Origin of the sequence: Chelatococcus asaccharovorans (assembly GCF_003201475.1) — a bacterium.
Classification (GTDB): domain Bacteria; phylum Pseudomonadota; class Alphaproteobacteria; order Rhizobiales; family Beijerinckiaceae; genus Chelatococcus; species Chelatococcus asaccharovorans.
Genome location: NZ_QJJK01000022.1, coordinates 1 through 21,656, shown reverse-complemented (window position 1 = coordinate 21,656; position 21,656 = coordinate 1). Strand labels below are relative to the sequence as shown.

Annotated in this window: 21 protein-coding genes and 1 pseudogene; 12 read left to right on the top strand and 10 right to left on the bottom strand. The window is 58.5% G+C overall.

Annotated elements, in window-relative coordinates; translation table 11 throughout:
- Window positions 1–17 precede the first annotated feature (17 nt).
- The 6 genes from C7450_RS31855 to C7450_RS31830 are packed head-to-tail and all read left to right on the top strand — an operon-like array spanning window position 18 to window position 5,506.
- Complete coding sequence (locus tag C7450_RS31855; protein WP_245450285.1) at window positions 18–827, top strand: ABC transporter permease; 810 nt, start codon at window positions 18–20, stop codon at window positions 825–827.
- Window positions 824–1,618 (top strand): ABC transporter permease, encoded by a 795-nt coding sequence (locus C7450_RS31850; RefSeq protein WP_110378444.1) that lies wholly within the window; start codon window positions 824–826, stop codon window positions 1,616–1,618. The genes C7450_RS31855 and C7450_RS31850 overlap by 4 nt, the downstream gene beginning before the upstream one ends.
- Before the next feature lie 20 nt (window positions 1,619–1,638).
- Window positions 1,639–2,763: an NAD(P)/FAD-dependent oxidoreductase gene (locus C7450_RS31845; RefSeq protein WP_210206596.1), complete on the top strand. Its 1,125-nt coding sequence runs from the start codon at window positions 1,639–1,641 to the stop codon at window positions 2,761–2,763.
- Entirely contained in the window at window positions 2,763–3,086 is a 324-nt protein-coding gene (locus C7450_RS31840) for a (2Fe-2S)-binding protein (RefSeq protein WP_110378442.1), read from the top strand. Before C7450_RS31845 ends, C7450_RS31840 begins: the two co-directional genes overlap by 1 nt.
- Complete coding sequence (locus tag C7450_RS31835; RefSeq protein WP_110378441.1) at window positions 3,079–4,440, top strand: FAD/NAD(P)-dependent oxidoreductase; 1,362 nt, start codon at window positions 3,079–3,081, stop codon at window positions 4,438–4,440. Before C7450_RS31840 ends, C7450_RS31835 begins: the two co-directional genes overlap by 8 nt.
- Window positions 4,441–4,465: 25 nt before the next feature.
- Window positions 4,466–5,506 carry an ABC transporter substrate-binding protein gene (locus C7450_RS31830; RefSeq protein WP_110378440.1) on the top strand — a complete coding sequence of 347 codons (1,041 nt, stop codon included), beginning with the start codon at window positions 4,466–4,468 and terminating at the stop codon, window positions 5,504–5,506.
- A 94-nt stretch (window positions 5,507–5,600) separates the two neighbouring features.
- Here the strand turns inward: C7450_RS31830 and C7450_RS31825 are convergent.
- The 6 genes and pseudogenes from C7450_RS31825 to C7450_RS31800 form a co-directional block, all read right to left on the bottom strand.
- Window positions 5,601–6,231: pseudogene (locus tag C7450_RS31825) on the bottom strand (IS66 family transposase); the annotation flags it as partial.
- A 175-nt stretch (window positions 6,232–6,406) separates the two neighbouring features.
- Window positions 6,407–7,075 (bottom strand): TetR/AcrR family transcriptional regulator, encoded by a 669-nt coding sequence (locus tag C7450_RS31820; protein ID WP_110378439.1) that lies wholly within the window; start codon window positions 7,073–7,075, stop codon window positions 6,407–6,409.
- A 30-nt stretch (window positions 7,076–7,105) separates the two neighbouring features.
- The gene (locus tag C7450_RS31815) at window positions 7,106–7,870 is read right to left on the bottom strand and encodes an SDR family NAD(P)-dependent oxidoreductase (RefSeq protein WP_110378438.1); all 765 of its coding nucleotides are present in this window, start codon (window positions 7,868–7,870) and stop codon (window positions 7,106–7,108) included.
- A complete protein-coding gene (locus C7450_RS31810) occupies window positions 7,870–9,396 on the bottom strand; it encodes a class I adenylate-forming enzyme family protein (RefSeq protein WP_210206595.1) in 1,527 nt (508 codons plus the stop codon). Before C7450_RS31810 ends, C7450_RS31815 begins: the two co-directional genes overlap by 1 nt.
- Before the next feature lie 18 nt (window positions 9,397–9,414).
- Window positions 9,415–9,630, bottom strand: coding sequence for a biotin/lipoyl-binding carrier protein (locus tag C7450_RS31805; RefSeq protein WP_110378437.1), 216 nt, complete (start codon window positions 9,628–9,630; stop codon window positions 9,415–9,417).
- A gap of 11 nt (window positions 9,631–9,641) precedes the next feature.
- On the bottom strand, window positions 9,642–11,183 hold the full coding sequence (locus tag C7450_RS31800; protein WP_110378436.1) for an acyl-CoA carboxylase subunit beta: 1,542 nt from the start codon (window positions 11,181–11,183) through the stop codon (window positions 9,642–9,644).
- A gap of 176 nt (window positions 11,184–11,359) precedes the next feature.
- On the opposite strand from C7450_RS31800, the gene C7450_RS31795 reads away from it, so the two are divergent.
- The 5 genes from C7450_RS31795 to C7450_RS34370 all read left to right on the top strand — a co-directional run bounded on the left by C7450_RS31795 (window position 11,360) and on the right by C7450_RS34370 (window position 15,255).
- On the top strand, window positions 11,360–12,190 hold the full coding sequence (locus tag C7450_RS31795) for an enoyl-CoA hydratase-related protein (protein WP_110378435.1): 831 nt from the start codon (window positions 11,360–11,362) through the stop codon (window positions 12,188–12,190).
- Window positions 12,191–12,445: 255 nt separating this feature from the next.
- Window positions 12,446–13,093: a transposase gene (locus tag C7450_RS35265; protein WP_425351274.1), complete on the top strand. Its 648-nt coding sequence runs from the start codon at window positions 12,446–12,448 to the stop codon at window positions 13,091–13,093.
- Window positions 13,094–13,333: 240 nt separating this feature from the next.
- Window positions 13,334–14,338: a sensor histidine kinase gene (locus C7450_RS31790; protein WP_342588568.1), complete on the top strand. Its 1,005-nt coding sequence runs from the start codon at window positions 13,334–13,336 to the stop codon at window positions 14,336–14,338.
- Between the two features lie 10 nt (window positions 14,339–14,348).
- A complete protein-coding gene (locus C7450_RS34230) occupies window positions 14,349–14,534 on the top strand; it encodes a response regulator (protein WP_170147548.1) in 186 nt (61 codons plus the stop codon).
- A 250-nt stretch (window positions 14,535–14,784) separates the two neighbouring features.
- On the top strand, window positions 14,785–15,255 hold the full coding sequence (locus tag C7450_RS34370; protein WP_146227608.1) for a helix-turn-helix domain-containing protein: 471 nt from the start codon (window positions 14,785–14,787) through the stop codon (window positions 15,253–15,255).
- Between the two features lie 422 nt (window positions 15,256–15,677).
- On the opposite strand, the gene C7450_RS31780 is transcribed toward C7450_RS34370, so the two are convergent.
- Window positions 15,678–16,337 (bottom strand): TetR/AcrR family transcriptional regulator C-terminal domain-containing protein, encoded by a 660-nt coding sequence (locus tag C7450_RS31780; protein ID WP_110378434.1) that lies wholly within the window; start codon window positions 16,335–16,337, stop codon window positions 15,678–15,680.
- Window positions 16,338–16,410: 73 nt separating this feature from the next.
- Between C7450_RS31780 and C7450_RS31775 the strand changes: the two genes are divergently transcribed.
- A complete protein-coding gene (locus C7450_RS31775) occupies window positions 16,411–17,844 on the top strand; it encodes an FAD-dependent monooxygenase (protein ID WP_110378487.1) in 1,434 nt (477 codons plus the stop codon).
- Between the two features lie 56 nt (window positions 17,845–17,900).
- Here C7450_RS31775 and C7450_RS31770 read toward each other — a convergent pair whose 3' ends face one another.
- From C7450_RS31770 to C7450_RS31760, 3 genes are all read right to left on the bottom strand, one after another.
- Window positions 17,901–19,340 carry a DUF6880 family protein gene (locus C7450_RS31770; protein WP_110378433.1) on the bottom strand — a complete coding sequence of 480 codons (1,440 nt, stop codon included), beginning with the start codon at window positions 19,338–19,340 and terminating at the stop codon, window positions 17,901–17,903.
- Window positions 19,340–19,954 (bottom strand): tyrosine-type recombinase/integrase, encoded by a 615-nt coding sequence (locus C7450_RS31765; RefSeq protein WP_170147547.1) that lies wholly within the window; start codon window positions 19,952–19,954, stop codon window positions 19,340–19,342. Before C7450_RS31765 ends, C7450_RS31770 begins: the two co-directional genes overlap by 1 nt.
- A gap of 68 nt (window positions 19,955–20,022) precedes the next feature.
- A partial coding sequence (locus C7450_RS31760) for a Tn3 family transposase (protein ID WP_110378431.1) occupies window positions 20,023–21,656 on the bottom strand: 1,634 nt, incomplete at its 5' end.

Below are 21,656 nucleotides of genomic sequence, written 5' to 3'. Positions count from 1 at the left end.
TTCTTCTCACAGTTCCGATGCTCGCGCTTTACCTCGTGGTGTTGTGTCTCCCGCTTGCGATGACCGTGGTGCTATCTTTCCAAACTTATAGTCACAGCGCGGGAATGGGGGAAGGTTTTACCGTCTCAAACTATCTCCGGGTCGTCACGGACGAATATTACATCGAAATATTCGTTAGAACGCTGCGGATATCTGTTATAACTACCGTGGTTTGCCTTCTAATCGGCGTTCCTGAAGCATACATTGTTTCACGTATGCGGAGCCCATGGAAGTCGATCTTCCTGATCGTGCTTCTGGCTCCTCTCCTCATTTCCGTGGTTGTTAGGACCTTTGGCTGGAGCGTGGTGCTCGGTCCCAGTGGGCCATTCAATCAACTTCTCAGGGCATTTGACATTCCGACGCTGCGCCTTCTCTACCGTGAGCCGGCAGTCGTCATTGCCCTCGTGCACGTCCTGCTGCCATTCATGATCATTCCAGTCTGGGCTTCCCTGCAGAAGCTCGACCCTATGGTGGAATCTGCTGGGCTGTCGCTTGGCGCAAGCAAGTCCACCGTCTTACGACGGATCGTATTCCCGCAGATTATTCCGGGAATACTTTCCGGTAGCCTTATCGTATTCGGTCTTGCTGCGAGCTCATTCGCGATCCCTGGCCTTCTCGGCGGCCGGCGAGTGAAGACGGTGGCTACAGTCGTTTATGACGAGTACCTGACGCAACTGAACTGGCCGCTTGGCGCAGCGATCGCGTTCGTCCTGCTCGCGACCAACCTGGCGATCATGCTCGCTTACAACGCGATGTTGGAGCGCGAACAGCGCCGGAGTATTGGCTGATGCGAAATGGCCCGCTCTCGCTCACTTTCCACCTTCTGCTCGTGGTGTTCCTGCTGGCGCCGCTGGTTGTAGTCATAATGGTCGCCTTCACGCCGGGGATGACGCTAGAAATCCCATTGGACAGTTTCTCGCTGAGGTGGCTCGAAGCCGTCTTCCACCATCCCGATTTCGTTGCCTCTTTCTGGACAAGCCTCTGGCTGGCGTTGGCATCGGGAACCTTATCGGTTCTACTGGCGATACCCGCGGCGCTGGCGATCGCAAGGAGCTCTTTCCCTGGGCGGGATGCCATAAACGGGCTTTTGCTGTCTCCCCTGTTGATTCCCCATCTCGTTCTAGGCGTCGCAATCCTACGATTGCTTACGGTGATTGGCGAGACTGGCAGCTTCTTTTGGCTCCTTCTCTCCCACACGGTGGTGGTTAGCCCCTATGCTCTGCGCCTCATCCTCGCCGCCATTTCCGGAATGGATGAGTCGGCGGAGCAGGCGGCTTATTCGCTTGGTGCATCTCGCTGGACCGTCTTCCGTCGGATCACCTTCCCAATGATTCTTCCCGGTATAACCGGCGGCTGGTTGTTGGCCTTCATCACGAGCTTCGATGAACTGACGATGTCGATCTTTGTGACATCGCCTTCCACGGTCACTTTGCCGGTCAGAATGTATATGTACGCGTCCGAAACGCTTGATCCAATGATGGCCGCTGTTTCCGCCCTGATGATCCTTATCACTGGCCTGGCAATGATTCTGCTCGACCGCGTGTACGGCCTCGACCGCGTCCTCGTCGGTGAACGCTGATGGATAAGATCGAAACTGACGTGGCGATTATCGGCGGTGGAATAATGGGTTGCGCCACGGCACTGCACCTCGCACGCACGGGCCTTTCAGTTGTGGTGATTGAGAAAGGGCTCTGCGGTGGCCAGGCGAGCGGCGTGAACATGGGTGGAGTTCGCCAACAGGGCCGCACTCTGGCCGAGCTACCTATCGCAGCACGCTCTCGAGCGCTCTGGGGGCGCCTTCCGGAGCTCATCGGCGAGGATTGTGAGTTCCGTGTGACGGGACATCTCAAGCTGGCGTGGAACGACGATCATGTCCGCGAACTGGAAACGTATCAGACAAGGGCTGCGACTCACGGGCTCCAACTCGAGATGATCAGTGCGAACGCGCTCCGCCAACGCTATCCGTGGCTCTCGACCAAACCCGTAGCCGGATCGCTTGCCCCAAATGATGGGGATGCCAATCCGCGGCTCGTCGCCCCCGCCTTCGCTCGGGCGGCCAAAAAGGCCGGCGCGCGGATTATCGAACAATGCCGCGTGTCGTCGGCCGCCCTCGATGGAAACAGCTTCGAAACTGTTTGCGACAGGCTGGTCGTCCGTTCGAAACATCTGGTCAACGTTGCAGGTGCGTGGGGCGGGGAGATCGCGAGAATGTTCGGCGAACCGGTTCCGATCGACCTACGGCTTCCGAACCTGCTCGTCACCGAGCCACTTCCGCTGATAATGGATGTCGTTCTCGGTTCCTGCGATGCGTTCATCGCCGCCCGCCAAGTAGAGCGAGGCAATATCGTGATGGGCGGAGGCGGCGCCGGCTGGGGGGATCTCGTCGCCGAACGCTCGCGCCCTCAGGCGGACACGATAGCAATTGCGTTGTCCCGATTGGGATACACGATACCCGCTGCAAAAAAGGCGCTCGCCATCCGAAGCTGGTCTGGACTGGAGGGGCGCATGCCCGATAGCATCCCCGTCATTGGCGTGAGCCCTAAAACAAGTAACCTGCTCCATGCCTTCGCGTTTTGCGGCCACGGCTTCCAGCTGGGGCCCGGCGTCGGCGCGATCCTCGCCGAGATCATAACGACGGGGGAGACAACGACACCGATTGAAGCATTCGACATCGGGCGCTTTTCAGATGCCGAAAGCAAGGCGGTCGCGGAGACCACACATTGATGCGCCCGCTTTCTCCCTCGCTCTTCCAGCGCGTTGCAGAACGCGACAGAAAGACCGTCGCGCTGGTCGTTGACGACATTAAAGTCACTGCGATGGTCGGCGATACCGTCATGACGGCGATCCTTCTCTCAGGTTCCCGTCTCCGCTTGTCCGAATGGGGTGATGGCCCGCGGGCTGGCTTCTGCATGATGTCTGCCTGCCAGGATTGCTGGATATGGACAGAAGACGGAACGCGCTTACGCGCATGCAGCACTCCCGCGTCTGATGGAATGAGGTTGCGGACGAGCGTTCCTGTTCTTGTGCCGGACAACCGCAATGACTAACCCCATCCTCGCCGTAATTGGTGCCGGACCTGCCGGGATCCGGGCCGCCTGCACGCTCGCGAAGGCGGGCTATCGCCCTGTGGTCATAACCGAGGCGGCCGATATTGGTGGACAGATCTACAGGAAACTCCCGACGAATTTTAAACGTCCACCGGATCAGCTGTACGGCAGCGAAGCGAAAAAGGCCCTCAGCCTCTTCTCGGAATTCGACCGGGCCCGTTCACAGGTCGATCTCCAGACCGAGACGCTTGCGTGGAACATCTTCAACAACCGTATCGACATGTCCACAGCGAGCCGTCGAGGACACCTGCACTTCGACAAGCTTATCCTTTGCACGGGCGCAATGGACCGTATCGCGCCTATTCCGGGATGGACGACTCCAGGTGTATTTACCTTGGGCGGCGCCCAGATCGCCCTGAAGTCGCAAGGTGTGGCGGTTGGAACGAAGGTCGCCTTCGTCGGCACGGGACCGCTCCTTTATCTGGTGGCGAGCCAATACCAGGATGCCGGCATTGAGGTGTCAGCGGTGCTGGACACAACGCCGCTGCGCCATGTGGCTGGAAAGATCCTTGGGTTGTTGGCAGGCCTATCCACTACCGCGCGAGGCATAGGTTACATCGGACGGCTTCTGAGAGCCGGCACTCGGATCCTGACTGGTATCACGCCAACGGAGATCGTCGGCGAAACGCGGGTCAGTAATTTCCGCTATCTAAATGGGGGAGAAGCTCTGTCTGTGGAGTGCGATGCTGTGGCCATGGGTTTCGGACTTAAGGCCGAAACCCAACTGGCCGACCTAGCAGGGTGCGAATTTCATTTCGACCACGATGCGCGACAATGGTTGCCAACGATCGACGATCACGGCCGTTCGTCGCGGCCCGATGTGTATCTTGCGGGGGACGGTAGCCGTATTGGCGGAGCCGATGTAGCCGAGCTGACAGGGGAACGCGCGGCGATCTCCGTACTGCAAGACCTCGGTCATCGGGATTTTGAGGATCGGGCGCGATTAATAGACCGTGTTCTGCGTCGGTCTTGGCGCTTCCGGCAGGCTCTGGATAAAGCTTACCCCTACCCTGACACGGTAGCTGAGTGGGTAAAGGACGACACCATTGTCTGCCGCTGCGAGCGGATCGAAGCCGGAGAACTCCGCCGATCAGTCGATGAATTAAGCGTTCGAGAGGTAAACCGGGCGAAGGCTTTCGTGCGATCTGGGATGGGGCGCTGCCAAGGACGCCTGTGCGGCCTTGCAGGAGCGGAGATCCTAGCCGGAAGGATCCACTGTCCGGTCGAGGAGGTCGGCCGGCTCCGCAGCCAACCACCGGTGAAACCTATCTCCGTTTCAACCGAACAGAATTAGCGGCAATCACAACAAGGAGCGGAACATGCGTGCACTGCTATTCCTTGGCGCCGCGATTTCCTGCCTGGCGACAATGCCAGCGGCGATCGCGCAGACCAAGACTCTCTATGTCGGGATGAATGGGGGAACCATCGAAAAAGGTTTCACGCAAGGCGTATTCCCGCCATTCGAAGCCGAGAATGGCGTGAAAATCGTCATCGTGCCAGGGACCTCGACTGACATCCTGGCCAAGACGGAAGCGTCCAAGGCGAAGCCCCAGACTCATGTCATTATGATGGATGATTTGGTCATGGCGCGGGCGATCGGGCTCGGCTTATGCACGAAACTCGAATACTCCGCTGAACTGGATCAGTTGCCAAAGCTCTCACGATATCCGGATGACATGGCTGCGGGCGTTAGCATGTCCATGAGCGGCCTTGCGTACAATACACGGGTTTTCGAGAAGAAGGGCTGGGCTCCGCCCACGTCATGGATGGATCTGGCCGATCCAAAGTTTCGAGACCTTGTCGTGGTACCCTCCATGCCGAGCTCGAGCTATGGCCTCCATGCGTTTCTGATGTTCAACCGCATCCAGGGCGGCACAGATTCCAACGTGGAGCCAGGCTTTAAGGAATGGCCAAAGGCAATTGGCAAAAATGTGCTGGAGTACTTTTCGAATTCGGCCAAACTTTCGGAAATGGTCCAGACGGACGAACTGGCGATTTTTCCTTTTGCCTTGAGCCAAGTGGCCGCATTCCAGAGGCAGAACATTCCCGTGGCGTTTTCAGCGCCCAAGGAAGGTACGCCGCTCCTTTTCTCCGCCGTCTGCCCAGTCGCAGGTAACAGCGAGCCTGAACTCGCGCAAAAGTTGGCTCGCTACATGCTTTCGGTTCCTGCCCAGACGCTCGCGCTGAAACACGCGAATCTTGTCCCGTCGAACCCTGGCGTTACAGGAGACGCGACGACAACACCTATTCTGGACCAAACTCGTAAGGCCGCGGCCAACGCAATTCGGTTGGATTGGACGGCAATCAATCAAAACCGTGCGGATTGGAATGCCCGATGGAATCGTGAGATCGAGCGGTAGAAAAGTAAGCGCGATTTCCCCTGCACATTGACGTCAGCGATACCGATGGATCGCTTTGGTTGGCGTAGCAATATCCGGCTTGGTTTCTCGTTTAGAGGGCTTCGACGAAGCGTCGCCTGGAATGGGCCATGCATCCGAGATGGGTCGCGCCATCCAAATGTGCGCCACGCCGTATAGCCATTAGTCACCAGGATGCCGTGGTAGTCACCAAGCCCGGCGGGTGCATCTGGCCCACGGGCCGGCTGATAATCGAGTAGCACGATCAGCCGGTCACCCATCGCCGCCGCTGCGATAGGCCCGCATATACGATGTGCTGGTAGCTTCTTTGTTCTTTTCCTTCAGCACCTGAACCGTTGTCTCATCACCATGAATGAAGGGCTGCGATCGCAACCGCAGTTTCAGGCACCATAGATGCGGAGCAGATGCTTATCGCTACCGATGACCCAGTGAGCGAGAGCGCCGCGGCTGATCGGAACGCCGGCACGCTCGAATGTCTGCGCCAAACGATAGAGCGGTGTGCCATCGACGTATCGATGAACGAGCGCGAAGGCCAGCGTCGAGGCGGTAGCGATGCTACCCGGCAGGGGCTGCGTCGGTGTCGGTGCGGTCACGACGGGCGTGTTCATCCCCGTGCCCTCGCAATGGCGCCAAGCCTATCTGAGCCGCACATTCTGCAAGAACTTTGCCTTCACCTCGATATGAAGCTACTCGGTAACGGCCTCGCCATAGCACTCTCCTCCAAAAGGTGACAAGAAATTCGCGTTGACTTAGAAAATCCTTGATCGGCGCCCGATGGCTCACCACCGCGCGTCGATCAACCTCACAAAATACGGATTTACCGAAACTTCAGTATCGGCCTCAGAATGCGGTCGCCTTGAGCCATTCAGCATCGCGGGCGTTTCACGACGAACATGAGGAAGCGACCTGCGCCGTTGCGGCCTTGCGTCCCTTCTTTGCTAAAACCGCGACTTCGCCTTCGGCTGGCACACGCAGCAGATCGAATGCCAACGCGGTATACTCTTCGATAAGCTCTTCGATCGTGTTCGGGCCGTCAGGGCGATACCAGTGACTGACAGCGGTGATCATCGCGAAAAGGCCAAGTCTGACCACCTTAGAATCCCGGATCTGGAAATCCCCGCTCTTGATCCCGGCACTCAGGATGTCCTTGAGCTGATCCTCATATGCGTTTCGCATCTTCACGATCGTAGCGCGATGCGTACGGTTTAGGCTCCGAAGTTCCATGTTGCCGATGAACACTTCGTCCTTCCGGCGCGTGTGGAACTCGATGTGGACGGCAATGAAACGCCTGAGTTTATCGACCGGATCGTCGATCCCGTCCATGGCTTGCGCCATCTCGGCGTTGAGGTCCTTGATGATTTCCGAAAGGAGGGAGAACAGGAAGTCCTGCTTGTTTGTGATATAGTTGTAGAGGGAGCCCGCCTGGATGCCGACCTCCTTGGCTAGCATCCGCAAGCTGACCGCCTCGAACCCGTGCATGGCAATCAATTTGACGCCCGCCTCACGCAGCAGCTTCTCGGTTTCCTCGCCTTTAGAACCCAAGGTCCTCAATGCATCTTTCCTTCCAACAAGGCGCCCTGTCTACACCGTTAGGTATCCACCGTCGACCGGAAGCATCACGCCCGTGACATAGCTTGCCAGTGGCGATGCCAAAAATATAGCCGCACCCGCGAGATCTTCTGGCTCGCCCACGCGCTTCAGCGGTATGTGATGCAGCAGTCCCTTCAATGCGCGCTCGTTCTCGAAGGTGGCTTCCGTCATCGGTGTGCGGATAAAGCCGGGGGCGATACCGTTGACTCGTACATCAGATGTGGCCAGTTCCGCGGCCAGGGCTTTCGTGAACATCAGGATGGCCCCCTTGGAAGCCGTGTATGCTGCCGAATTAGGCGTTGCCACGAACGACTGGATTGAACCGATATTGATGATGTTGCCCTTCCTCGCCTTCAATTGGCTGAGAAACGCGCGGACGACATTGTAGGTCCCGGTCACGTTTACCGCCAGCGTCCTGTCCCAATGCGCGTCCGCGTTTTCGGAATCAATTGGGCCGCGGGCAAGAATGCCGGCATTGTTGACTAAACAGTCGATCGGACCATAGGTGGCTTCCACCTCTTCAGCAGCACGCTGGCATTCATCGCGGTCGGCAATGTTGAGGGTCAGGGACGATGCTCCGCTTCCACATGCCCTCGCTGCCGCAACCGCGCCTTCTCCGTTCAGATCGGCAAAGATCACACTAGCTCCCGCCGCCGCCATGCCATCTGCGATGCCGCGCCCGTTGCCTTGGGCTGCGCCTGTGACGAGCACGCGTTGTCCGCGCAGGAGTGCGCTGATTGATGATAATTTGTCCATCAGGCGCTCACCTCTTGCTTCGGCAAGATTTTGTCTCTCAGTTCACGCTTGGCGATCTTGCCGCTGTAGTTGATGGGCATATCCGCATAATCGATAAAGATGATTCGCTTCGGTACTTTGTACCCTGCGAGTTCTCCCTTGGCATGCGCAATAATAGATTGCTCGTCGTGTTCAGCGTCGTCCTGACAGACGATGACGGCTGTCACCTCCTCGCCCCACTTTTCGCTTGGGAAACCGAGGATAGCGGCTTCACGCACGCTGGGGTGTCGCAGCAGCACTTGCTCGACTTCTTGCGAGTAGACGTTGAGCCCGCCCGTCTTCACCATGTCCTTAAGCCTGTCGTGGAAGCGAACGAAGCCATTCTCGTCCATGGCTCCCATATCGCCCGTCCTGAGCCAACCCTCGTGGAAGGTCGCGGCCGTCGCTTCCGGATTGTTGAAATACCCCTTCATCACGCTCGGTCCCCGGACCGCGATCTCGCCGACTTCGTTGAGAGGCGCATCCATGAGCTCCTCCGTCAGGATCTTAACTTCGAAGTTGAGAAAAGCACGCCCGATCGAGCCGGGAGGAGCCTGCTCATAGTCCTTTTCCTTCAAGACTGTGACGATGACCCCCGCTTCCGTGAGCCCGTACTGGAAAAAGATTTGCACCCCGGGAATGAGGGCATGCATCTTGTCGCGGTCGTTTCTGGAGAGGTTCGCCCCTCCCACGTACCAACGTCTAAAAGAGCTGAGGTCGGACGCCATCGCGAGCTCATGGTTGAAGATGTCGCGGGCTACCGAAGGCGGCGTGAAAGCGTTGGTAACACGGTGTTTCTCGATCGTTCTGATCGCCTCTTCCGGAGAGTACTTCGGCATGATCGTCGCCGTGGCTCCGAGATAGAGGTGGGGCAGGAGCCAGCAATTCAAGGCAGCAGCGTGATGCAGTGGCGTCATGAGCAGCGTGTTGTCATCCTCATGCATGCGCGTGTCGACGATCTCGTGGATCGTGTTCCAGAAGATGTTCTCATGCGTGAGCATCACTCCCTTCGAACGACCGGTCGTACCTCCTGTGTAAAGGATGCATTGGGTCTCATCGCGGTCGATACGGATGCCCGGATGGTTTTCGGAACTGGGGCCAACGAACTCGTCGAAGGATTGAGTGTCTATCACCACCTTCCGTTCAAGCGTCGGAAGCTCGGGCACAATCGGGATGAGTTCGGAGTTGACAAACACAAGCCGGCTACCTGAATCCTCCAGCATCATGCCAATTTCCTTGGCCGTAAGGCGATAATTGAGAGGGACAGCGGTGCATCCGGCCTTCAGGACGCCGATATACGCGACAACCCACTCAATACTCGACGAGACGACCATCGCGACACGGTCCCCCGGGTTTGTGCCCCACGACACAAGCGCATTCGCAACGCGATTGCTCATCGCGTCCAAATCCCGGTAGGTGAGTTTCCGCTCCCCCTGAATAAGGGCAATCTTCGCGGGAAAGCGCGACGCGTTGTGCGTTACATGAGAACTAGCATCCATCTGCATCATGGACCGCCCTCCCCTGCGTTACGAGAAGCTGATGAGATGTGTACCCTCGTCGACGACGTCCCCTTCCTGGACCAGAACCTTGAGCACTGTGCCGGAATCGTCTGCCTCGACAGGGATTTCCATTTTCATCGATTCAAGGATCGCGACCTTGTCGCCGAGATCGAAGGTGTCCCCCTCCTTCAGCTCGAGTTTCCAGATCGTCCCTGCCATGGTGGAGCTAATGAACTTGGCCATCTGATTTTTCCTCAAACTGGGTGTACGGCGGAACGGCGGTTGATGACTTTGGCATCGCGGCGGCTATAAATTCGGAACCTCTTGATTAGGTCGTCACGCAACCGGCTGGCAGGAAGGACGTCCTCCGCCGCAAACGAATCAGCTGCAGCCCGGTACACATCGATGTCCTTAGCGAACTCGTCACGCTTTTGCTTGACGAAGTCCGCTCTCTCCTCCTCAGGAAGCTCCATGATCCTGTTGTAGTGGATCGCGTTGACCGCGGCCTCCGGGCCGACAAGCGCTGGCAGAGCGGTCGGCAAAGCCAGCATTGCGTCGGGATGCGTGGGGGCGCCTGACATCGCCAGATATCCTCCCCCATAGGCCTTGCGAACGAGAACGCAGATGCGTGGAACCGAGGATTCGCAGACAGCCGAGAGCAGTTTCGCTCCATGCCGGATGATGCCAGACTTCTCAACGGAGCTGCCGATCATGTAGCCGCTGACATCCTGCAGAAACAGCAACGGAACGTTGTAGGCATTGCACAACCAAATGAAACGCGCCGCCTTGTCCGACGTGTCGCTAAAGATGACCCCGCCCTTGTGCTTGGAATTGTTCGCGACGATGCCGACAGGCTGCCCTCCAAGTCGGGCCATACCGACCGTCATCTCCTTCGCGTAGAGTTCCTTGACTTCGAAGAAACTTCCTTCGTCGATAAGGCCATCGATCAGCTGGTGGACATCATAAGGGACGTTCTGATTGATGGGTACGACCGTATCGATCTTTCCGACGGCTTCGGCGTTCGGCTCCGTAGCTTGGGCGGAAGGTGCGTTTTCCGTCCAGTTCAACGGGAGATAAGAAAGAAACTGTTTCGCCTTTTCAATGCCCTCTGCGTCGTTCTTGACAAGCACGTCGCCCAGACCGCTGAACATGCAGTGGAGGCGTGCTCCTCCCATCTGTTCTTCGGTTACGTCTTCGAAGATGGTCATCTTCGCCATGCGCGGCGAGCCCAGGTAAGCTGACGCCTGTTTGTCGACCATGATGACGAGATCGCAGAGTCCGGGGACGTAAGCGGCGCCAGCCGGAGATGGCCCGAACAACACACAAACCTGGGGAACGCGCCCCGAGATCTGGACCTGATTGTACCAGATGTTCCCCCAGCCGTTGCGCCCAAGGAATAATTCCTTCTGCTGGTCGATACGCGCCCCGGCAGAGTCGACCAGATAAAGAAGCGGAATGCCGGTCTCAAGCGCGAGTTCCTGCATTCGGTTGAATTTCAGCAGCGCCTGCGGTCCCCACGTGCCCGCCTTGACCGTCATGTCGTTCGCGACAACGGCCACGTCTCTGCCGTTGACCTTGCCGATCACCGTAACGATGCCGTCGCCGGGTAGATCACGTTCACTGCCGGCGAGCAGCCCGTCCTCGAAATCGAAACCGTCGTCGAAGAGGATTTCCAACCGTTGGCGAACCAACAGCTTCCCGGCCTCAATATGTTTGTCGCGCACCTTGCCCTGACCGCCGGCCAGCGCTGACTGGCGTTTTGCCTCTAGCTTGGCCAGACCTTCCTCGTGGGTCATGCGTCTCCACCCAATCTCGTTGAACCTTCAGGAGAACTCCTATAAACTAACGGTCGCCCGTTTGTAAATTTGATTGTCTACGCTGTCATCAATGAGAACGGCACGGGCGGGCTCAAGTTGGACGCCTATCTCCTTGTTTGACGAATGGTTTTGGATTTGAAAGGGTGCCGATCTCGATGAGCTACGAGACAATTAATGCGCATGTGGACGAGAGAGGCGTCGGGTACCTTACGCTCGCGCGCCCCAAGGTGAAAAACGCTATGAACGGCACGATGTACGACGAAGCTCGGTCTGTGCTGAAGCGGTATTCTGAAGACAATAACGTCCGCTTGGTCGTCCTCTCGGGCGAAGGCGACGTATTCTGCGCGGGCGGCGATTTCAAGTACCAGCAGAGCCAAAACGGCAAGCCCCGGGAAGAACGCATCTTTGAGGCAAAAAAGCTGGCTCTGTGGCTTCGAGAACTCGACACTTTGAATAAGCCCTTGATCGGCAGGATCAACGGCGACGCCTACGCTGGCGGAATCGGCCTTGTCTGCGCCTGCGATATCTCCATCGGCACCAAGACTTCGAGCTTCGCGGTCACCGAGGCAAGGATCGGTATGGTTCCGGGTATGATTTCGCCTTACGTTGTCAAGCGGATCGGCGAAGCGAACGCGAGGCGGCTGTTCCTGAACGCAAAAAGTTTCAAGGGCGAGGAAGCCGTGAGGTTCGGGATGCTAAGCATGGCCGTCGATCATGAAGCGCTTGATGACGCCGTTGAAAAGGAGATTGACCTCAGCTTACGATGCTCGCCGAAAGCCGTCGCCGTAATCAAAGACTTGATCCGCTTCGTCGACCGGCACGGCTACGATGACAATTTCGGGTACACGGTCGATCGGGTCGCGGACATGTGGGACTGGGACGACGCAACCGAGGGAATGGCAAGCTTCTTCGAGAGGCGCCTGCCGCGCTGGGATTGGCGTAGCGCACGCGAGACAATCCGCAACCGTGACGGCGAACCTGCCTAATTTTTTGAGCCTCTTGTGAGACTGTGAAGGCACGCCACGACACCGAGAAGGTTAACCGGGAATCCGGTTTCCTTCCGGCATTGCTTGATTTGTAACCGATGTGCCTCGGAACCGCTTAGCCGATATGGGCTGCATGAGTCCCTAGGGTTTTCAACCTTCATTCTGGAAAGCTGCCTGAGCTAGGCCTTAGTGGCCTACTGTCGGCTTCGTAGATCCCATGGGAACGCCTACCGTTCGAGGTGGCGTCGTGAGCTGATGGCTCCGTGCCGTAAGCACGGTGTGAGCGACGCCATCATCCACAAGTGGAAGGCGAAGTTTGACGGGATGGATGTGTCGGAGGCCCGCGTCAACTCTCGAGAACGAGAACGCCAAGCTGAAGCGGAGGCTGGCAGATGCGATGCTCGACAATGTTGCGCTGGAGGGGCTTCTGGGAAAGAAGTGGTGACGCCCACCGCAGCGGAAAGCCGTCGCGCATCTTTTGCGCATCACGCGATGAGCGAACGGCTGGCGCGTAAAGCCATCGGCTGCTGTCGCATGACCGTGCGATACCAATCTGGACGCCTTGACGATCGCGCTCTACGGGAGCGGATGATAGCATTACATCGCCTGGTCGGTTCGTCGCAGAGACCTATGGGCGGCCGTCGATCGGGACTTGCTCTCCGGAATAATCCAAGCGCTTTCGTCGGGCTCCTCAACTTCGGGCTCCTCAACTGGAGCCGAGGCGAGCCAGTGCGGCGATGCCGCCGCTTCATCGTAGCAAGTCAAGCGCGCGTCCTTGTCGGCTATCACCGGACATCTCGCGAGTTTCGCCGCCAGTTTATCGATCCGACGTCAGTGCGGCCGATGGCACTGCGAAGGTTAGCGGCAGCATCTCCGCTACCGAGCAAATCAGACTCTTCGTAGTTCCCACCCCACTCGTCTATGGCAATCGAGACAAATGGCCAGCGGCAGCTCTGTCAATCAAGAAAATCGGAGGGTTTTTTTCCAATCGAGTAGTCGAAAGCGGGCTGTCGCTTACCGGAAGCTTTGCCATGGGCGGTCTGGTCAGCTGTAACTCCAACAGGAACTGTTAGAGCGGATAAGCCTATTCTTGTGCAACTGCGGGTTCGCTTGTAGCGTATTCGATTTAGCGGGGGCCCGACGATGATGAGCACGGAAGACCTCTATCGCCTTTTGCGGAGCAGCCACGTTCAGGCTCAAGGTATCGTCGATACCGTGGCGGATCCTATGCTCGTGCTGGACGAGGCGCTGCGGGTCCAGGCCGCCAGCCTGGCCTTCTACGAGACATTCAAGGTTGATCGTTACGATACGATCGGACGGTACGTCTACGAGTTGGGAGACGGCCAGTGGGATATTCCCGAGCTGCGTGAGCTGTTGGTCCGCGTGATCCCCAAGAGCGCGGCCATTATCAACTACGAGGTGGAGCACGATTTTCCCGAGCTTGGCCGGAGGACGATGCTTCTTACGGCCCGTACGCTGCGTCACCCGGACCATGACGGGCGTACATTGCTGCTGACAATCGTGGATGCGACAGACCGCTTGAAACGCGATGCTGCAAAGGAGATGCTTTTTAGCGAAACTCGACACCGTATAAAAAATCTGCTCGCCGTGACCCAATCGCTCGCGCGACAGACCCAGACTGAGGGGCGCTCGGCCGAGGAGTACCGCGACGCCTTCTTGGGCCGTTTCAGCGCGCTGGTGCAGGCGGAGGAGTTGGCCTTCTCCACCGACACGGAAAATGGCCTGTTGGCTCTGATCGAACGCCTTCTGGCCCCCTATATGGCGGAGGCCGGGAGGGTTGCGATCGAGCCGGGCGTCGCCGTGGACCTCCCATCCGCGATGACCACCACGCTTTGTCTAGTGATCCACGAGCTCGCGACCAATGCCCTCAAGTACGGCGCCTTGTCTCGGCAGGGTGGCCAAGTCAAGATCAGTTGGGAGTTCGCAGACAACGCCCTTCTACGGCTCAAATGGATCGAGAGCGGCGGTCCGCTGACAAGCCCACCCGTCAAATCAGGCTACGGGACTCAGCTGATCAAGTCTGCGATTACCCATGGTCTCGGCGGGCGCGTGGAACATCATTATGGTGATAACGGTTTGAACGTCGAGATTGCTATTCCATTGGGGGATACATCTCCCCCATCCTGAAGGCTGCGCCGTGCAAAAATCCGTGCTGATCGTGGAGGATGACTTTTTTATCGCGGGGGATTTACAGCTTATGCTTGAGGCGGAAGGGTGGCTAGTCATTGGACCGGCCGCTTCGGTGAAGGCGGCGCTTCGCCTCCTCCAAGAGGAGCTGCCCGCCGTGGCGCTGCTCGACGTCAACTTGGAAACGAACTCGTGACCCCGGTCGCGGAGGCTCTCAAAGCACGCGGCGTGCCTTTCGCTCTCGCGAGTGCATACGTAAAGCCGGAAGAGTTAGCGGGAGGCCTCCGAAAGATCTCACTCCGTATTACAACCATTTTCGAGCGCCAACCCGATTTAATCAAGAAACAGCGAGCATATCGCTCCCTAAACGCGATCTCACAAAGCCTATCGAGGGTTCAGATCCGGTTATCCATTCCGTTCTCCTGGAGCGAATCGCGCGCGCAAGAATGAGCCTCGATAGTAATTTTCCTGATGAAATTCGTCGGATGCTTCGTGTCAAATTAACAGATCATGATTGCAACGCCGATCGCTTTTCGAAATTTTCAGCTATGCACCGCAGAACATTATCTCGCAAACTCGCTAACTCTGGCTTTTCGTATAGGACGATATCGAACGAAGTACGGTTCGAAATTGTTCGACAGTTGCTCGAAGACACCAAGATGTTGCTGGGAGAGATATCGGCTGCGCTCGGATATTCGGAAGCAAGCGTTTCAGCCGCGCATTTCGACGTTGGTGCGGATGTTCTCCACGTGCGTGAAGGGCCGCGAACCGGGCGACGCAAAACCCCTCATCGGAAATGCTCCAGCTCCAACAGCCAACGGCTAACGCGGACGAACGCATCCGTGAACGAGCGCCGCGAGTTTTTAGCACCACCGATCAAAAGAAAAAAGCCGCACCGGCAAGCGGGGCGGGTTTAAGGTCCAGTTGTACGCATCCCATCTTAACCCGCGACCGCTGGAATAGTTCCGCCGCTTGCATTTCGATGGGACGGCTTTTGGCGGTTCGGCAGATCGAGCACGCGAGCGACGACGATCGTCGCCTCCTACACCCCAAGCGGCGAAGTCAGACCGCTCGGCGCCTGTTGCGCCAGCGCCAGCAACTCCCGCGTAGTCTTCATCGGTCAGCGTTTCATCGTCCGGGGTATGGATACCCGAGGCATGACCTGAAGTCAGCAGTTTTCGGCAGAGCGGGAAGATGATCGAGGATAGCGTAAGTCTGCCAGTGGGTGTCAGAGAGACGATTGAGGAGAAATATCAGCACAGGATGAAGACTGAAATTTATTGGGCCGCAGTCCCATGCCTGGCGGCATGCAGCCGGGCAGATCAGATAGCGTGAGCCTTTACCGTATTCGAGAAGATGACTTGATCTGATCACTGTTGGAATTCGATAGAGACTTCCATCCACCGATCAGGATTTGCAAGCCAAACGCGAAGCGCTCATCCGCATTGTCAGGCCCAATCCCACGTACCGAGATGGCGGCCGACGGAAATCTTGCGAGAAGGTCATTTGCTCCGTTATCTCGGCCCTGACGAAGCTCCTCCGGAACATTCATCAACGCCTGTTCCTCGATTGAGAAACCGATCACGTAGTGGGAAAGGATGAAGACGCTCCAACTCGTCCGGCGCTCATCCATGCCCGCATTGAGAAGGCAGTCATGGATGAGCGAGCCGACGCGGAGGATGTTCCCGCTGATCGGATAGGTTCCGGCAAAGACACGGGACGCGTCGCGACGTGACAGGAGTGCCTGGCGAAGCTCACCTGCTATCTGGCAAAGACGGCCTTCCCACGGTTGATCTTGCGAGACACCGCGCCCGACGTTCTCCAGAAGAGCGTCAGCCATTCCATCCAGGAGCTCGGACTTGTTGGCGAAATGCCAATAGAGCGACGGCGCCTGAATCTTCAGGGCATCGGCGAGTTTGCGCATCGTAAGGCCCTCCAGACCGGCCTCATCCAGCAGTTCCAGGGCCTTCGTGACCACATCCTCTTTGACAATTTTCACAATCTGTCTCCCGCGGCATTGACAGTCTAACATCGTTAGATTTAACTAACAACGTTAGGTTGGAGATGTGGACGTGAAAAATCGCCTTGATGTCATTGTGGTCGGCGCCGGCCCCGTCGGGCTTTGGATAGGCTGTGAACTGAAACTGGCCGGGATCGACGTCGCGGTCATCGAGCGGCGTTGCGAACCCACCACGCAATCTCGTGCCTTGACGATCCATGGCCGCTCGCTGGAAGTTTTTGCGTTGCGCGGAATTGCGGATCGGCTGCTCGCGACAGGCAGGCAGATCCCGACCGGTCACTACGCTGTTCTCGATACGCGGCTGGACTTTTCGCCGTTCGACACCCGTTTTCCCTACACGCTGTTCATGCCACAGGCCGTCACCGAAGCGAAGCTCGAGGAACATGCTCTCGAACTGGGAGTGGACCTCCGTCGCAGTGTCTCGGTCCAAGCTGTCGCGGACAAAGGTGACCGGATTCACGTCGCGACGGATATCGGGGAGTTGATCGCGGATTATGTGGTGGGCGCCGACGGCGCACGCAGCATCGTCCGGGAGCAGGCCAGTATCGCATATGAGGGTCATGACGCGCGCAACACACTCATGCTGGGCGACGTCGTGCTCGACGCTCCACCATCGGCGCCCGTCGTCTCCGTCACCAACGAGCACGGCCTCGTCATGGTGGCACCGCTCGGCGACGGCAAGCATCATAGGATCGTGATGGTCGATCCTGAACAGATGCACGTTCCGAGGACCGAGCCGGTAACGCTCGACCAGTTGGCGACGCCGGCGGCGCGCATCGCAGGGCAACAGTTCGGACCGCGTGACCCGATCTGGATGTCGCGTTTCACTGACGAGACGCGACTGGCATCGACCTACAACAAGGGGCGGATCCTGCTTGCTGGTGACGCAGCCCACATCCATGCGCCGATGGGTGGACAGGGCATGAATGTCGGATTGCAGGATGCCATGAACCTTGGCTGGAAACTGGCCGCGGTGGTGAAGGGCGAGGCCCCGGCCTCGTTGCTGGACACCTATACTGCGGAGCGGCGACCCGTGGGAGAGGCGCTCTATGCCAATACGCTCGCCCAGATCGGCCTTGTCACGCGCTTTGACCCGGCCACGCTCGCGCTGCGGGCCACGCTCAACGACCTGCTGCGCATACCTGCGGTGAACCGACGGCTCGCGGGGGAGCTTTCCGGCTTCGATGTCGCGTATGGACGCGAAGCCACGGAGGCGCTTTCAGCCGGGCGACTGGCCGAAGGTGTCCGCATCCCGGATATCGATGTCATAGTCAATGAGACGATGTCCGCGATCTACAGCCTGCTGGCGGAAGGCAACTGGCTGCACATCGCATTCGAAGCAGGCGCTCAGGCGGGTGCGCCGGATTGGCTGCGATGCGAACGGATCCGTTCCGTCACGGCAAGGCCCGTCGATCACGCGGCTTTTCGCGGTCTGCGCGCCGTGCTGGTTCGTCCCGACGGCTATGTTTCCAGCATCGCCGAATAGGCCCAATGACCACATAGCTGCTCAAAAACGACAGCGGACAGAACATATTAAGAACATCATTTCCGTCGGCCCGAGAATTCCCGGACCCGTCCCCAGAAGCCTTCCTTGCGTCGATGCTTGTCCTGTAGCGATGTGAGGAACGCTGCATGATCGCCAAGATCTGCATAGTCCGAAATTGCGCTGTCGAGCGACTGGCACTCCGCAAGGTGGCGGGCGGCATGGCGGTACCGGGTCGACTTCGCTCGGTCCAGCGTGTCGTTGATCATCGCGCGCCGTAGCAGCACGGCAGCGAGCGGGTGGTTCCCTTCGAGCGCCCGCGCGGCTGGAGTGAGCATATAATAGCCATTGCCATCGATCTCCGTGTGCCGTTGGACGATAAGCTTGGCGGCGTGATCATATGCCGGCCATTCGATGAAGAAATCCAATGCCGACATCATGTTGGCGAAGGTCAGCGCATGGGCCATGGCCTTTTCCTCGGCGATGACATCGTCAAAGTCGGGGAGCCTTTTCAGGTAGTCTCGTAGGCGATCGACCAGAAGGTGCTTTTCGAAGCTGTCCCAACGTTTCTGCTGTGCCTTTTCAGGCTCGCCGGTCGCGTCGAGCACATCAATATAGACATCTTCCCATTCGGAGTGGCCGAAATAACCATGGTATCCGTCGATCCAGAGATCATGCGTGGCGACGGCCTCTTCGTTCGGCGCGCCTTTCTGTAGCGCGTTCATCGCCTCTTGCGCGCGTCCTGCCGTGAGAAGCCGTCGCGCAATGCCGGCGGCGCCCCTCGGCGTCTGCTGTGCCTTCAGCGGGGTCAGAGCGATGAAGGCGTCAACATCGTCTTTGCCATCGGCTATTTCTCGCAGCGTCCGCGCAATGGCGGCCGCCCCATGATCATATTCGCCATTTCGTCGCGGCCGCCGATCAAGGGCATCATGAAGCCTGGCTTTCAAATGATCGATGCCCTCCGTACCCAGCGCCGGCATGATGGCGGGGATCAATCGGTCATATTCGCCGAAGTGATTGCTGGTGACGGCATCGAATGTCTGCTCGGCAAGCAGCAGCGGTTCCGGCCTGGCCTTGGCCGCGATCTCTCCCAGCTCATGACCAGCCTGCCGAAAGATCTGGCCAACGACGCCATTGCTGTCGTCGACCCGATTGATGACCGGTTCCGCCAGAGCCATGAAGCGCCACATCAGGTCCAATGCCAGGTCGGGTCTGGTTTTGGCGATGCGCTCGGTGATCATCTCGCGCTGCAGATCAAGATCCTTTTCGAATTCCCGCCGTTTCTGCCAATCGATGAACGAAGAAGCCTTCTTTATCGAGGCCAGGCGTTTGCCGATCTCGGCAGCAAGTTCATCTCCGCCATCCTGTTCGGCGAGTTCCAGTCGCAAACGCCGCTTGATGTCGCGATCTTCCTCGGCGAGCGTGACAAGAATTTCCGCCAAACGCTCGACCCCAAGCGCCGTCAGCTTCTCGGCGGTAATTCCTCTGCGCCCCGCCATTAGTGCGCTCCCCACAGACCGTCAAAGCGGCTGGCGGCGACGCGAGTGTAATGGGCAGTGTGCTTCGGGTCGCGATGGCCGAGATAGTCCTGGATGAGGCGTAGATCGTGCCCGCGATTGGCGAGCGAGAAGCCGCAAGAGTGCCGAAGCGTGTGGGGATGGACATTCACGAGGCCGCCCCGCGTTGCGGCGCTGGCGACAATGTAGTTGACGGCCTGACGGGTGAACGGCTGCTTGCGCTCGGAGATGAAGAGCCATGGCAGATGGTCCTGGCGCATCGCCAGCCACCGTCTGATCGTCCGCAATTCGTCACCGGCGATCGGCTGTTCCACAGACAGCCCATTCTTGAGGCGCGGAATCCAGATCCGCGCTTCCTTCAGGTTTACATGCTCCCGCCGCAGTGCAATGGCTTCGCTGACCCGCAGACCGTGGCGGTACATCATCAGGATCAGCAGGTGGTCGCGGATGCCGTGCCGGGATTTGCGGGCTGCCTTGAGCAAGGACGCCATTTCGGCTTCGCCGAGGAAATCCTTGCGGCGTTCGTGTTGATCGGCAGCCAGAGAAGCGACACTCTTTACATTTCGCCGGTTGGCGATGGCCCTGACGTGCGGCATAGCGTGCTGAATCCTCCGGATCGGCATCGGCTCACTCTTCACAGAATGCGTCTTCTGTAAAGAGTATGTCATGCCGCTGCCCTCCGTTCGAAATCGATGCGGCTATCCAGGTCGATCTCGAAGCGCCCGTAGGGATTGACGTGCGCGTAATTGAGCGGTGTCAGTCCGCGGTGATCCTCCGGCGTCATGCGCATCGCCCAGGCCGGATCGCCGAGCACCGACTGCAGCATCCGGGTGTTGACATAGACGAGGCAGTTCTGCAGCAAATGCAGCGCCAGCACCGAGATCTCCTGATCCTCCAGCCGGTTTGTCGCTACCTCACCGCCCTTGCCGAAAAAGACAAAGCTGTTAGCGCTGTTCCAGTTCTCGACCACGTTCAGGTTCTCGTGGATTTCCTGCCGCAACGCCTCTTGGCGCAGGTAACGGCACAGGAAGATCGTCTTGATCGCCCGGCCGAGCTCGGCGAGAGCCTTGTAGGTCGGATGCATGATCTCCGACCGGGCGAAGCGGCGCAGGATCGCTTCCGCATCGGCGGTGCCGCGATGCATGGCGATAGCGTGCTTCACCATCTCGTCGTATTGCCGCTCGATTGAGGCCCAGTCGATCACCTCAGAGAGGATGGGCCTCAGATTCGGCAGCTCGCCCTTCATGCCCGAACGCGGCAGGGTGAGTTTCTGCCGGGCGATCGCCTTCAGGCGCGGCGCCAGTTCGAAGCCGAGCAGATGGCAAAATGCAAATGCCACCTCGCTCTGGCCATGACTGTCGACATATTGGCGGCGGATCTCCAGGTCGGTGCAGTGGCGCAGCACCCCCTCGATCATCGCCGCCACCTCCGAGGAGGAGCAGCGTTTGAGTTGCGAATAGATGCAGGTCGAACGCTTTTCGACATGCCAGTAGATCATCACGCCGCGGCCGCCATAACGGATATGCCATTCCGTCATCAGGTTGCGATCCCAGGCACCAAATTTCTTCGAGTCCGACGCACAGGCCGTGCCAACCTCGCCCCAGATGGCCGGGTTCCGGATCTGCATTGTCGCGTTGGCGACCCGCGAAGCGGCTTCGCGCAAGGCGTCCGCGTGGATGAAGCGGCGATGGACATGAAGCAGCTCTTTGTAACTCACATCCTCGGCGCCATTGCTCACGCGTTTCAGACCCGCATTGGTGCCGAGGCCGTAAAGACACAGCAACAGCCGGCGTTGCAGCGTCTCGGGATCGAGCGCCACACGTTCGCCAGAGGTCTTGAACGCCTCCAGAAACCCGGTGTCGAGCGCGGCTTCTTTGAGAAGATCGAGCAACGCCACCATCGGCCAGCGGCGGCCGACTTCGGTCTTCAGCGCTACCAACCCGGGTGGCTCGGGCTGCGGCGGCGTCGGCGAAATCGAAATCCGGTTCGCGCCGCGCGTCAGGATGCGCACGCGGTTGTTGTTCGGCAGATTGGCATTGAGAAGATGCAACTCCTCTTCCATTTGCGCCTTGATCGCCCCGGTGAAGGCGCGGGCATCCATTGAGAGGCTGAGATCGGCGTAATATTCGACGCGCCGCCGATCGAAATCCTTGGGCAGATCGTCGTCCGGATTGCGATGGCGATCGGCGCCAACCACCCAGATCTCCTTGGCCCGGATGCGTTCGCGCAATGCCTTGAGCACGCAAAGCTCGTAGTCGATGAGTTTGATCCGCCCGTCCGAGATCAAGAAATCGCGCC

Bases quoted from the DNA above. Each gene is read 5' to 3' on its own strand.
- C7450_RS31855 (WP_245450285.1), top strand. From the start codon at position 18: ATGCTCGCGCTTTACCTCGTGGTGTTGTGTCTCCCGCTTGCGATGACC.
- C7450_RS31840 (WP_110378442.1), top strand. From the start codon at position 2,763: ATGCGCCCGCTTTCTCCCTCGCTCTTCCAGCGCGTTGCAGAACGCGAC.
- C7450_RS31815 (WP_110378438.1), bottom strand. From the start codon at position 7,870: ATGGACAAATTATCATCAATCAGCGCACTCCTGCGCGGACAACGCGTG.
- C7450_RS31795 (WP_110378435.1), top strand. From the start codon at position 11,360: ATGAGCTACGAGACAATTAATGCGCATGTGGACGAGAGAGGCGTCGGG.
- C7450_RS31835 (WP_110378441.1), top strand. From the start codon at position 3,079: ATGACTAACCCCATCCTCGCCGTAATTGGTGCCGGACCTGCCGGGATC.
- C7450_RS34370 (WP_146227608.1), top strand. From the start codon at position 14,785: ATGAGCCTCGATAGTAATTTTCCTGATGAAATTCGTCGGATGCTTCGT.
- C7450_RS31790 (WP_342588568.1), top strand. From the start codon at position 13,334: ATGATGAGCACGGAAGACCTCTATCGCCTTTTGCGGAGCAGCCACGTT.
- C7450_RS31800 (WP_110378436.1), bottom strand. From the start codon at position 11,183: ATGACCCACGAGGAAGGTCTGGCCAAGCTAGAGGCAAAACGCCAGTCA.
- C7450_RS31765 (WP_170147547.1), bottom strand. From the start codon at position 19,954: ATGCCGCACGTCAGGGCCATCGCCAACCGGCGAAATGTAAAGAGTGTC.
- C7450_RS31810 (WP_210206595.1), bottom strand. From the start codon at position 9,396: ATGATGCAGATGGATGCTAGTTCTCATGTAACGCACAACGCGTCGCGC.
- C7450_RS31805 (WP_110378437.1), bottom strand. From the start codon at position 9,630: ATGGCCAAGTTCATTAGCTCCACCATGGCAGGGACGATCTGGAAACTC.
- C7450_RS31770 (WP_110378433.1), bottom strand. From the start codon at position 19,340: ATGGCGGGGCGCAGAGGAATTACCGCCGAGAAGCTGACGGCGCTTGGG.
- C7450_RS31830 (WP_110378440.1), top strand. From the start codon at position 4,466: ATGCGTGCACTGCTATTCCTTGGCGCCGCGATTTCCTGCCTGGCGACA.
- C7450_RS35265 (WP_425351274.1), top strand. From the start codon at position 12,446: ATGGCTCCGTGCCGTAAGCACGGTGTGAGCGACGCCATCATCCACAAG.